This window comes from Pseudomonas sp. EB271-G4-1 (genome assembly GCF_058791355.1).
Genome location: NZ_JBYTEO010000051.1, coordinates 16,189 through 29,275, shown reverse-complemented (window position 1 = coordinate 29,275; position 13,087 = coordinate 16,189). Strand labels below are relative to the sequence as shown.

Sequence of the window (13,087 nt, the reverse complement as noted above, 5' to 3'; positions counted from 1 at the left end):
TTCACGCAGTTAGACTCACTTTCCATGTTGAGGGTAAACGGAAATCAGGCACGCGTCCTTTTCCATCTTCTGGGTTGTCATCTGCGCGCTCAGGCCCTGGGCTTCGATGTCTTTCAACCAAAGCTGTGCGATTTCTTTCTCGTCGTCGCGGATGTAGTCGTCGAGCAGTATATCGATACGGGCGCTTTTGAGCTGCGCGAGTACGGCCGGGACAGCGGGATAGCGTGCATGCTGCCCGGTTGCAGCCGGAGGTCCATCGACCACCATCAACACCTTCAGGTCCGCCGCGGGGAGGCGCTGCGCCAACTCCTTCAGCGCGGTGTGGCAGCTGTAGTAGGAGTACGTATTACCATTCGGCGCTTGATAAGGCTGCAGTGGTGCGAGTACAAGCTGCACGGCATCGGCCAGCTCTGAATGCTTTAAGTTGGCAAGAGTCTGCGCGTGATATTGCTCTAAATGCTCAAAGGCGACCTGCGAGGTGGCGGGTTTGCCATGGCGCTGGCGGCCGATACGGGCCAGAGCCTTGGCGATCAGTACAGTGGAGGTGCCAGAGCCGAATTCGAGGATCAGGTCATAATCGTTGCTATCGATTAGCTCGAGCAGGTACAGCGCAAAATCTGGGCTGATCGGCCAGCCGTGCATCTGGGGCAGGCGCTCTCCGTGGTTGAGAAAACTCTGGATGCCCTGGAAGGCTTCCAGTTGCTGGGTGGCGTTGAGCATTTCCTTCTTGACTGTATTTTCCAGGGATTTGCCCACGCTGATCAGGTCAGCATTCTGTTTCTTGATTTGTTCACTGAGTGCGGTGTTCTGTTTTTGCAGTTGCTCGGCCATGTGTTGCATGGCACTACCCATGACTGGCACGCGCATGCTGCCGGTGCCTGCGTGCTGCAAGGCTTCCGGCGAGGGCAAGCCCAGTTGGGCCAACTCTTCGCGCGTGCGCGCTTGCACCAGCAGGCGTAAATCTCCGCCTGGCGTGGCGATTCTTACCGAGTTCTCGAAATGCTTGAGAGCCTGTTGCTGACGACCGCCGATTGCTGCGGCGCGGCCTAAGGTATTGTGAACACCGGCAATCAGGATCTGGCTGACCAGCTTTTTGTTGCAGCCCCAATCCTGAGCCAGCCTGGTGAACTGGCGCGCCGCTGACATATTGGCCAGTTGTTGATGGCCTGCTGCCGCAAGTAGAGCCAGCTTGGCGCGGTCGGGATGGTGTTGGAGGGTTTCCCGCTGCAGTTGGGCGAGACTTTGCCAATCGCCGAATTGCCATTGGGTACGGCTGCGCTCCAGCAGATTTTCATCGTAGGGTACCAGTCGCGAGTCTGTATTCTCGCTGCTCTCTACCACTACAGTCGTCTCGGTTTCGCTGTGGTCGTCGCTGGGCCGCGCCTTATGGCGCACCCAGTCGGCAATGGCTTTGAACATAGGAAGTCCCATAGTTAGAGCCCTGGCTCACGAAGTAACAGATCCTTGATCAGTTCGATCTGCGCTTCGGCCTTGATCAGTTCTTCCTGCAGCAGTTGCTGGCGGTGCAGGCTCTCACTGGCTTCGTTTTCGAGCGTCTTGATTTGCAACTGGGCGTTGTCGAAGGTTTTCTTCTGCTCGGCGACGGACTTCTGGACCTGGTCGCGCTCGGCGGTGATCTTGTCTAACTGGGCCTTGCGCTCGCCGGCCAGCTTGGTCTGCTCGTCACGGGCTTTGGTTAGTTCGGTCTTTTCGCTGGCTAATGCATCATGGGCTGTGGCGAGGTTTGAGTTCTCTTTCTCGAGGGCGTCGATTTTCGCCTGGCGTTCACTGGCCAGTTTGGTCTGCTCGTCACGGGCTTTGGTTAGCTCGCTCTTTTCCTTGGTCAAAGCATCGCGTGCGGAGGCGAGTTCGGCGTTCTCTTTGCCGAGGGTGTCGATCTGCGCCTGACGCTCACTGGCAAGTTTGGCCTGTTCGAAGCGGGCTCTGGTTAGCTCGCTCTTTTCCTTGGTCAATGCATCACGGGCGGAGACGAGATCAGCGTTCTCTTTGCCGACGGCCTCGATCTTCGCCTGGCGTTCGCTGGCCAGTTTGGCCTGTTCGTCGCGGGCTTTTGTTAGCTCGGTCTTTTCCTTGGCCAATGCATCACCGACTGCAGCAAGGTCTGCTTTTTCTTTGTCGAGGGCGTCGATCTTCGCCTGGCGTTCACTGGCCAGTTTGGCCTGTTCGTCGGGGGCTTTGGTTAGTTCGCTCTTGTCCTTGGCCAATGCATCGCGGGCGGAGGCGAGGTCGGCTTTCTCTTTGCCGAGGGTGTCGATTTGCGCCTGGCGTTCATTGGCCAGTTTGGTTTGCTCATCACGCGCGACGACAAGTGCGATCTTGTCCTTCCCCAGTGCAGCGTGGGCGACGGTGAGCTCGGTGTGTTCTTTAGTGAGCGTGTCGATCTGTGCCTGTCGCTCATTGGTCAGCCTGGTTTGTTCGGCCAAGGTGGCCTCACATTGCTGCAATTGCTGTTGCAGCGCGACGATTTGCTGTTGGCTGGATTGAGCTGCATGTACCTGTTGCGAGCGCAGTTCCGCGATTTCACTGGTCAGTCGCAGACGCTCTACCACAGAGGGGTTGCGCTTGAATAGCAGTTGGCTCTGCGGGTAGATGGCGTCTGGATCGTCTGATACCAGGTCGTAGCCAATCCCTTGCAGCCAGGTGCTGATCGCACTGGCATCCGCATCGCCCTGATAAAGGGGCTCGCTGCTGCATTCGATCAGCAGCCAGGTGAAAGCCTGCAGGACGGCGGCCGGGGTGCCCTGCAGCAGTTGCAAGGCCTGGCCCGGCGCGGCGATCAACAGCAGATGGGGTTGCTGTTCGTCCAGCTCTTGTTCGGCCAGCAATTGCCCGAGGCTGCGGGCTGGGACTTGCAGTGCTTCGCCACTGCGCAGGTTGGGATAATGCGCGAACAGGTCGATTGCTGTGTTAAGGCTGCTATAGGCGAGGTTGTTAAGTGGCTGCAGCGTTGCCACAGGCTGCTCGTCAGCTGTTACGGCCAGGGCCAGCAGGAGCTCGCCCTGTTCGTGGCGCAGGCGTCGGCCAAGTTCTTCAGCCTGATCGGGATGGGCCTCGGCCAGCAGCAAGTGTCGACAGCCCAGCTGGCGCCAATCTGACAACTGGCTGCCATTGCCGGCGCCAACAATCAGGCCGCTGTGCAGACTATCGAGGCTGTGTTCTTGGATATGTCGCAGCAGCTTATTCATTGGGCGGCAGTCTCGTTCAAGCGGGATTCGACATTGTCCAACAGGGCGTCGAGGATGCGTTGCGCCTTGCGAAGTTCGTGCAATTGCGCCATGCCCGGCAGGCTGGTTTCAGACGGTTCGCAGAGCAGATTGCCAAGTAGTGCAAGGGCCTGATTGTTTTCGGGCTGCTTGAGCAGCAATGACTTGAGTAGGTCGATTGCTTCGTCGCGTTTTCCATCGTCAAGCAGGGCTTCAACGCGTTTCGGCAGGCCGTGATTCTGGATGTAGTGGAGGCGCTTCTGCAGGTTGGCGTCCTGTGGCTGCAGCGCAATGGCGATCTGCATAGCCTCTTCGGCTTCCTCGAACTGGCCTAGCGTGTACTGACTATTGGCGATGCCGAGGTGCGCCCAGTGCAGGCGCAGATCGCTGCCGGCCGCTACGCGGAAAGCTTCGAGCGCCTGGGCGGGCGAATCTTCGAGGATCAGGCACTCGCCCAGCTTGCAATAGCCAAGCGAGTTTTCGCCCAGTGCGTTGTTTATGGCGATCCAAGCGCTGCGGGCTTCGAGCAACTGTCCGGTTTCCTGAAGTCGCGAAGCGAGGCGATAAGCGTCGGCGAAATTGCGCAGCTTGCTGGCGTACGGGGTATAACGGGCGTGGCTCAGCAGCTCGGTCAGCAATTGCAGGCCGAGCGCGCGTGGAATCTGCGGATAGGCTGGCTCGCGTCGCTCCGGACCAAAGTTATGGGGCCCACCTTTGAGTACGGTGCCGGTTCCGGCCTCGCGCGCAATCAAGCTATGTACCTGACCGTCGAACAGCTCATGGGAGAGTTGTAAACCGAACAGGAAGTGACCATCGCCTATGCCTGCATTTTGCAGATCTTCGCGAAACTGTTCTGCGTTGCCATGGGCGACGACTTCACCATTAACGATTATTTCGATGGCAAGACGTTTTTTTGGGTGAGCGGGCGCAAAGGCCCAACCGTAGGCACGGCCGTCCATCACATAGTCGAAGTGGCCGATGACCTCGGTAGTCGATTTGACCGGTGCGGATATGGAAGTCATGGTGTCCTTTCTGCAAGGGAATACTGGTTGATGTTCGCTGGCCGCCCGGATTCATTGCACGACTCTAGCGGGGGAAGTCCTGCCGCTAAGCGAGATCCGATTGGATTGATTTTTCGAAGGTGTTCACTGATCAGCACGCTGCCTTGCGCATCGCTCAGTGCGATCAGCATGTTGCGGCTGGCACCTTTGCTACGGAAACATTTGATTGCGCTATTTCCGATTGGCAAATGGCGAAAGCCAGGACGGCTTTTTATAAAAGTCTCGCAGCAAGAGAAGGCGTGGCGAATTATATATATCGCCAAGTCCAATACCGTGACAAAGGGGGAGTGACTTAGGGCTTCGCTATCCATGCGGTACATCTAGCAATTCCGTTGACCCAGAGATTTATTGGTCGTCTGGGTAAGGGCGAGAAAAGACAACAGAGCCTTTTCAGGGTTCGATGAAACAACGTTTATTTCAATACCGAATTTTACTCGAAAATCTGGGCAAATTCCTACGGAAAATAAAGGTTTTCGATAAAATCCCTCGCGAAAAATTAATCCGGATAGTTGTTGCTCGCAGGCCATTTGTAACCGATTCCACTGATCGATCGCTGTCATATCCAGACTGGAAATACAGGCCGGAAATGCACTGGTTCTTCATAGCTGTGTGCCAATCGAAATAGGTTGGAAGTGTTTGGTCAGGGCTATCACCTGATCATTATCAACCGTGATCTTGGGGATAGCAGGCGATGCCTGAAGTCTTGTCTGGCTGAGCGCCGCTTCTGTCATCAACTCGAGGTCTGTGCAAGTATCGGAAATCAGGGATTGCAGTGTTCGTGCGGCGGCGGGCCGAGGAGGTGTTGCCAATCCTCCATAGGGGCCGCTCAAATAATCAGCCGAGAGTGCCGGGTGGTAATAAGCATCCTGCTGCCCGGATTGAGACCAACGCTCAATGAACATCTGTTGTTCGCGCATAGCCCGGGATTTTTTCTCGGCGGTGTGGTCTTTCCCTCTGCTCGCAGATTCCGCATGTATAAGTTGCGCAAAGGGTGTCCAAATGAGCTTCAAACCATTTTTTTGAATTTTCAGGCAAAAGTCGACATCGTTGAAGGCAACCGGGAATGCGCGTTCATCCAGCCCGCCAAGCCGCTGATATAGCGATTTGCGTACTAGTAGACAGGCAGCGGTAACAGCGCTTTGTTGCCGTGCCAGCTGATTCAGGCCCAGGTAACCAGGGTCCTGTTGGTTGAGGGTGTTACCGGTATGCGCCGCTAACCCGTTGATGCCCACTACAACCCCGCCGTGCTGAACCATGCCGTTGGGCCACAGCAGTTTTGCTCCCACGGCACCGACACCCGGCCGGATCACTTGGCTAACCATTTCCTTGAGCCAGTTCGGTTCAAGGATTTCAATGTCGTTGTTGACCAGGCCGATGAGGTCACCGCTTGCTTTTTCAACGGCTCGATTATTGATGGTGGAATAGTTGAACGGGTAGGGGTGAGCCAATACGGTCACACCGCGCGCGGGCAGACTGGCCAAGTATTCGAGCGCCTGTGGGTCGCTTGACTGGTTGTCGACCACAATGATTTCGAGATTTGGGTAGTCGGTATTCCCCAGCAGCCCTTCAATGCAGGTGCGCAGTAATCCGACCTGATCGCGGGTGGGGATGACAAGGCTGACGCGGGGCAGGGGCCACGGGAGTGGCCATCGGGTACGCAATAGCCCGGGGTACTCCGGCAATGCTTCAACACGAGCGCGCCGTGCCAATCCTTGACTGAGCCATTCCATTGCCTCGCGACGATCCGGCGATGCCGGTGCATCTGCGGGGCTTGCCGGTGATTTGTGATTGCGGTGGTAAAGCACGTGAGGCAGGTGCACCACTGGAGCCTTGCGTCGTTCGCTGGCCAAGGCAATGGCGGCCAGTAAATGATGCCAATCAAGCGCCGTCAGGCCTTGCTCTGGTGTTAGCAACTCCAGGGCTGCTTTAACGATGTGCGCGCTAAATGCGGCACCGGGGCTGAACAGGTCGGCACCGATAAACAAGTCAACATCCCACACGGGTTTAAGCCATGGCAGGCTGCGCTCTCGTTGTGGTCCATCCCGGTCGCAGTCGGCATACGCCCAGGCGCCACCGTCGGACAGTAGGGTGTGTAGTTGGTCGGTCGCATGGAGGGCAAGACGATCACCACCCGTGACGGGAATGATGGTGCTGCACCCTGCAGCAAGCAGTTCGAGCAGGGCAGGGAGGACGTTGTCGGGGTGGCCGATGGCGACTTTACTGGCTTTCATTCGCTGATCGCGAATGCTTGCCAGGCTGATCGAATCATCGTCCTGATTGCCTTCGCTTATCAGCAGCACTCCGGCATTGCCAGGTGCAAGCGCTATGGGCATAGGGCAGGGTTGCTGAAAGCATTCAAACCACTGCGGGTAGTGATGAAAACCAGCGCTCTTAGGTGCCCAGCGGTTTTGCTCGCTGGCCAGTTGCGTGAGCAGGCTCAGGGTGTTCGGGTTACCGGGTGATTGAGCATAGTCACGCAGCAGGCCTTCCAGGCCCTCGGGCCAGCAGCAGATAGTAACCGGGCTGCCGGATAGCGCTTGGCCGAGATCGTTCTCTATGTGCAGGACGTGGGGTTTGCCGTCGGCCAATGCCCAAGGCAGATCGAGATTGAAGCCGTGGTCTGCACTGCTGCGATTGAACAGCGCCACATGACGTAGATCACAGGTAGCACGAAGGTGAACCTGGCTTCCTTCTCGCACGGTGATCTGCATGTGTCGGTTAGGTGCGTCAGGATCCCAGCTCCAGCCGCTCAGTTTCAAACCTCCGTTGTACCAAATCTGGGAAGCGATGGCAGCTGGTTCCTTCGCCCCTGCTCCGAGCAACAGCAGGCTGCCTTCCAGCAATTGGGCCTGGTTAGCGATACGTGCGCTGATCTGACTGGCATTTGTCAGCCAGTTGTCTTTCAGGTGCACGGAGAAACCGTGGAATTGATCACCCATTGTCGCGTTGGGCTGAAATTGATCGGCGCGCACGAGCGCTACGCCGGCGCCATCCACCAGCACTTCGACGACCAGGCGCATACCGGGTTGAGCATTGTCGAGGGCCCAGCCCTGAAGGACGTCGCCGTACAGTCCCGTTATTTCGCCATGGAATTCAGATCGCGGAAGGGAGGTCATGCTATTCATAGGGCGTTCACAGGCAGGGAGAGGCCCTTCCGGAGAGGGGGCAGTTGATCCAGGGGCAGAATGTCTGCCTCGCGAGCGATATCGCTGGCTTCGGCGTACAGTGGCAAACCGTATTCGGCAGCCATGGCTGCCGCGCTCCAACTTGAGTCGGGTGTCGGGTCCAGGCTCAGGGCGGCGGTGCATCCCGTTATGGCCAAGGTTTCGGTGATGCTCAAGCCTGGTAGTTGAACGAGGGCTTGAACGGAGCCCGTCGAAACCAGCTGTGCGAGCCATGGACCGTCGCCCATCACCAGCAACAGATAGGGAAGCTTGTCGCGGTTGAGGCTTCGGCCAAGGTCCAGCCAGCGTCGGGCCAGTTCCGCATCCTCTAATCGGTCGGCAATCAGCAGCGTGCGCGCAGCGACGTGGTTTTTACCTGGTAGGTTGGTGTGCTTGGTTGGCAGCACCAGTTGCGCTTCAGGTAATGCAGTTGCATAGCGGGCTTGCATCGAGCTCCAGGCCAGTTGAACGCTCTGGGCCTGACTGGCGAAGTGGCGCCAGTGCGGGCAGTGGTGCTCGGAAAGCAATGTGTCATCGCGACAGATGACCTGATAGGGGCGTTGCAATTGTGTTGGCAGATCACGGAGTTCTGCGGGGCAGCCAGCCAGTTGCCGGTAGATCAGCTCATCCAGCGGCAGCGACTGCAGATCGCTCAGTAGTTGTTTGGCATCGCTTGGCAGCCGATAGTCGAGCGTGAAGGTCAATGGTTGCAACGCTGCCTGCAAGGTCACCCGGGTATGGTGGCCACGATTTTGATACTTCAATATGAGCGGCGCTGTCGATAGGGCAGAGCCCTCGATGGATAGTTGTCTGGGAGGCTGTCCCTGGTGCTCGGTGAGCATCCAACTGCGCAACTGCTCCAGCCGGGCTCGCTGAAGTGCCTGGCGAGCGGGCTGCAATGGATCGCGCAGGCAAAAGGCGGTGTAACGCGATTCGGCATCCGGGTATCGCCGCCTTAGAATGGCGTTGTTATGTGCCACCCGCAGGATCTTCTCATCTCCGAAAGAGATGCCACCCTGATGCGCAACGAATACCCGAGGGGCGCCCATATGTCGCCAGCCGAAGTTGCGGGCGCGCAGGCACCAGTCGGTTTCCTCGCCGTAGCCGCGCGACAGATGAACCTCATCCAGGTAGCCCACTTCATCCAGCGCGCTGCGCTTTATATACAGGCAGAAGCCGCAGCCCGTTTCGATTTCGACGGCGGCGCTGTCGGTCTGACTGGCCAAGTGGTCCAGTTGTGCCTGTTGCTCGGCGCTGGGCATGGCCTGGCTGACGCGGCTGAGCGGGAAGCTCATCAGTTCGCCGTTATTGGTAAAGGGCGTGACCGAGGCGATGTCTTCTGCTTCGTATGCCACTGCGCGGAGGCGGTCTAGCCAGTTTCCGATGACGCGGGTGTCGGCGTTCAACCAGACCACGTCTCGCTCCGGGCTCAGGGCCATGCCGCGGTTGGTGTTGCGAATAAAGCCCAGGTTGGTCGGGTGGCGCACGTAATGGATCTGCCCGCTGGCGGCCAGCTTCTTGAGGGCTTGGCTCAGGGCTCGATTCGGGCTGGCATCGTCCAGCACCACCAGCCGATGTTCGGTCTGGTTGAGGCTGCGGTTGCGCAGCACGCTGTCAATGCACTCCAGGGTTTCGGCAAGGCCTTCGTACACCGGGACCAGCACGTCGACGGGTTGTTGCCGGGCAACGTTCCCGGCCACTGGCGTTGGCGGAACGAAGGGGGGGAGTATCGACAGTGGGCTGCCCAAAAGAGCGGCGCCATCCTTGAAGTGGATGTGCAGTTCCGGGGTCGGCTGCGAGACCTCCACTTGAATGCCACCATGGTTCGCACTGAACCCCGCCTGTTGTAGCAGAGGGTGAATTGAGTCGGCCAGGAACGGTGTCGTGCGTCCGTTGGCTTGCAGTTGCAGGCGCAGGGGCGTTTGCGGTGCGCGCAGGTTCAGTGCCCAGCCTCGGATTTCCCCGCTCTCGGCATCGTAGCGCACCACACCTACGTTTTTGGGGGCATGGGGTAGCCCGGCCAGCAGGCCAAGCACGAGTTTCAGTTCGTTGCCGTCGTTGATTTCGGGCAGGTGGGCCAGGATCAGCTGGCAGAGTTTTTCCGGCTGTTCGGACTGGCTACGCGCTTGCCAGAGTGCCATGCGCAACGTTGGGTCGTGGGGTTGGTCGCGCCAAGCGGCGCTGAGCATCCGGGTCGCCGCATTGGCGTTATTTTGCGCCAGAAGGCTGCGTGCGAGTAGGGCGCGAACGTCGGTACGCTGTGGCAGCTGATGGGCTGCGCCACTGAGGTAGACGAAGGCGCGTTGCGGGTCTTTATGTTGCAAGGCCTCGATCCCTTTCCAGATCAGGGCCTCGGAACGATATTCGGGGGTATGCAAGGCACATTCGAGGTGAGCCTCGGCACTGTCATGGAGACCGGCTTGGCGGTCGCGATGGAAGTGGTCCATAAGCGATCCCGGCTTATGGTCTATATGTCTTGACATGATTATCTGGGTTTCGCTGTGAAAACAAAAAAGAGGGCCCCGAGAAGGAGCCCCTTTTCAAATACCCCCAGCCTTGCGGCTGGAGGTATTCAGGCTTGTTGCAGGGTGGAGTGTTACGCCACGCCGTGTACTACAACCACGTTGCCGTTGCTGTCGATGCCTTCGTCGGAACCGACGATACCGATGGCCACTTCAGCTTGGGTAGCGCCGTGCTCCAGGGCGTTGGTCCAGGCAGCCTTGCCTTCCGCGTCTGCGTCGCGACCCAGGGCGTTGTTGTAGAGCTCATCGATGAAGTCGGATGCCGACTTGGAAGTGGACTCGGCTGAGCTGCTGATGCTTTGTGCAACCGAGGCACGGTCCGCACCGGCAGTCAGTGCGGCAACCCAGTTCTCCAGACCTGCATCGTCAGCTTCACGACCCAGTACGCTGGTGTACAGCGCCTTGACATAGTCGGTGTCGCTGGCGCTTGCGATTGCAGCCTTGCCTTCATCAGAGTTGGTGAGGCCAGCAATGACGTCGGCACGGCTTGTACCATTGGCCAGCAGGTTCAGCCAGGCCGCCTCGCCGCTAGCGTCCGCATCGCGGCCGAGCAGGGTGGAGTACACGCTTTGAATGAACTCGCTATTCATGTTGTTCTGGAACTCGCTGGAGTTCAGGAAGCCTTGCGCGATGTCGGTCAGTGCAGTGCCGTTAGCAGCATTGGCCCAAGCCTCGGCACCACCTGCGTCAGCATCACGGCCCAGCAGGCCATTGTAGAGGCGCAGTGCAGCCGCTTCTTCATGGGTGCTGGCAACAACAATCGACTCGTTGTTGTCGAAGCTGATGAATTCAACATTCGAAGTGTTGATAGCGTGATCACCGCCGTTCAGGTTCAGCGAATTGCCCGATACGGATGCAGCGAAGTCGGCACGGGATCCTGCAACATGAGCCACATCATAGCCTGCGCCAGCATCGACGGTGTCGTTGCCAGTACCGGTGAAGATCGTGTCGCGGCCAGTGCCAGTCGAGATTTGGTTATCGCCGCTGTTGGCGATAACCACGTTGTTACCGTTGCCCAGGGTCACGGTATCGTTGCCGGCGCCTGTATCAACAGTAGTGTTGCCGTGGCCGACGATGATGTTGTCGTTACCGTTGCCGCTGACGATTACGCGCTCGGCGGTGTCGGCAGAAGAGGTGGTGAAGTCCAGAGCCAGGTTAGCGTCGCTGGCGAAAACGAGTGCCTTGGCGTCGGACAGACCTGGGGTGGTCAGATCAACAGTGACATTAGTACCGGCAGCGCCAACGATGTCAGCGAAGATAGCATGGGTGTTGGTGCCGGTTGGGGCAACAACGCTGCCCACGCCATCCCACGAACCGATAGCGACGGTCTCTGCGTTATCCAGGTTGAGGATTTGCGAGATGGCGTTGGCGGTGGCGCTGGAGATGCTAGCGTTTTGAGCCAGGGCGTCTTTGACGTCGCCGGCCGAGAACGGATTATCGTATTGCATGCTTCAATTCCTGTAGATCAGGCCAATTGGCCCTCATGGCTATATGTTTGCGTAGTCGCAAGGTTTTCCCAGGGAGACTTATAGCGGGGAGCGTTGATCTCAGGATGGGCGAAGATGGAAAGCTTGATTCCAACCAGGGGTTCCTGGCCGCTGGGGCCGAAAAACATCTGGTCAGCAACAATGGGTTGTGGATCGGCGCCTGCGAAGGCGACCTCGCCAGCCAGTCGATAACGACTGCTGTTGGGGCCGGTCAGGCTGAAGCCGACTGCGATCAGGGGCGTGGCCTTGCCACGGGTACCGCAATAGTGACCGGAAAGAACTTTGGGGCTGGGGCCTGAGCCGGCGACGGTACTGGTGTACACCAGGTCAACGCCATCGGGACGGTCTGCCCAGTCAACCAGGAAGCCTTCTATGCCGGTCGTGCCCTGGCGCTCACCGAGCCACTCTTGGGTGGCAGTGACGTCGCCGCGGGACTGGATGTGGCCGATCAATTTTAATGTCCCCGGCGCAACCGCAGGCTGCAACTCGCTGCTGGTTTCTTTAGCGGGGACGGGTGGCGCGAAGTTGCGCATGATGGCGGCGGAAGTGTCGATTCGGTCGATACGCAGATCAACAGGATCAACTTGGACATTGGCCAGGTGGTATTCGGTAATGAGTACGGTAGTTACGCCGTTTTTGACGCGACCGATGATGCAGTCACCCAGTTTGGTTAGCATGTTTTTGCTAACGCCCTCGGCTGGGAAAAAGTCAATAAGACCTTTGCCAAGGGGCGCTTGTTGAAGCGCTATGCAAACAGTTTTGTCTGTACTGGTTTGTGAGGCATAACGAAAGATATACATCCCTGGTTCAAGAAGAGTGACCCGGGAAGTGATCTTAAGTCCATCAGTGCTTTGCGAAGACACGCGGTAAAACTCCTTCAATCCTTGAACTGGATAATCCATACAAGGTTCGACAAATATCTGTTGAACGCATGTGGCCTATATCATTAAAGGCTAATGGCGGATTGGTGGCTTCCTTGACGGCAGGAAGATTAAGCTATCTGGATTTTTTAAACAATCCTGTGCCGAAACAATTTTTGCATGGCAAGGGAGGCTGGCCAAAAAACCTTGCCTGGCCCCCGTGAAATCACGGCATCCGTCTCCTTTCGGGGTGACGCAAACGCCCACCTGGCCAGAGGAGGGCGTCCAAAATTTTTGCAATGCACCTTTCGCAGCCTGGACCTGGTGGTTTGCCTGAGCAAGATCTTGTGCGGCAGGGAAAGGCACGCTGGGAAAATGTTGAGCGGCAAACGATGTGTTCATGGTTGGGGACGGTGAAATACAGGTCACGCGTTTGGGTTGGCCATGCTTGTTGTGCTTTGAGTCTGCCTACTGTTCTCTGGCTGTTAGGCGGAGCATGCAAATTGGCGGCTATGGTAGAGGCAAAAAAACCAATTGTCTTTACCAGCGGTCGACTCGGTACTTGCTTTACTAAAAAAATATTTTTTGTGCGCCCTAAAGAAATCGGGCTTGCTGCCGGGTGTCTTTAGGTCGGTCCTGACCAGCGGGTCAGTATGAGGATGGGTTGTTACACTTGCCCAATTAGTTGAGGGGGAGTGTCGATGGTAAGGGGGTAAAAGAGAGGTTAGTTCGAGCTGGCGTCATTCGTCGCTTCCATCATTAAACTTCC

General features: G+C 57.7%; 7 protein-coding genes. All 7 read right to left on the bottom strand.

What is annotated here, in order from left to right; genetic code table 11:
- Positions 1 to 15 precede the first annotated feature (15 nt).
- The 7 genes from AC3WWR_RS22690 to AC3WWR_RS22660 all read right to left on the bottom strand — a co-directional run bounded on the left by AC3WWR_RS22690 (position 16) and on the right by AC3WWR_RS22660 (position 12,258).
- A complete protein-coding gene (locus tag AC3WWR_RS22690) occupies positions 16 to 1,419 on the bottom strand; it encodes a methyltransferase FkbM (RefSeq protein WP_492599082.1) in 1,404 nt (467 codons plus the stop codon).
- Positions 1,420 to 1,433: 14 nt separating this feature from the next.
- Positions 1,434 to 3,206: a hypothetical protein gene (locus tag AC3WWR_RS22685; RefSeq protein ID WP_492599081.1), complete on the bottom strand. Its 1,773-nt coding sequence runs from the start codon at positions 3,204 to 3,206 to the stop codon at positions 1,434 to 1,436.
- Entirely contained in the window at positions 3,203 to 4,246 is a 1,044-nt protein-coding gene (locus tag AC3WWR_RS22680; protein ID WP_492599080.1) for a tetratricopeptide repeat protein, read from the bottom strand. Before AC3WWR_RS22680 ends, AC3WWR_RS22685 begins: the two co-directional genes overlap by 4 nt.
- A gap of 638 nt (positions 4,247 to 4,884) precedes the next feature.
- Entirely contained in the window at positions 4,885 to 7,410 is a 2,526-nt protein-coding gene (locus AC3WWR_RS22675) for a glycosyltransferase family 2 protein (protein WP_492599079.1), read from the bottom strand.
- Positions 7,407 to 9,896: a glycosyltransferase gene (locus tag AC3WWR_RS22670; RefSeq protein ID WP_492599078.1), complete on the bottom strand. Its 2,490-nt coding sequence runs from the start codon at positions 9,894 to 9,896 to the stop codon at positions 7,407 to 7,409. The genes AC3WWR_RS22675 and AC3WWR_RS22670 overlap by 4 nt, the downstream gene beginning before the upstream one ends.
- Positions 9,897 to 10,045: 149 nt before the next feature.
- Complete coding sequence (locus tag AC3WWR_RS22665) at positions 10,046 to 11,419, bottom strand: DUF4214 domain-containing protein (RefSeq protein ID WP_492599077.1); 1,374 nt, start codon at positions 11,417 to 11,419, stop codon at positions 10,046 to 10,048.
- 17 nt (positions 11,420 to 11,436) lie between these two features.
- Entirely contained in the window at positions 11,437 to 12,258 is an 822-nt protein-coding gene (locus AC3WWR_RS22660; protein WP_492599092.1) for a hypothetical protein, read from the bottom strand.
- Positions 12,259 to 13,087 lie beyond the last annotated feature (829 nt).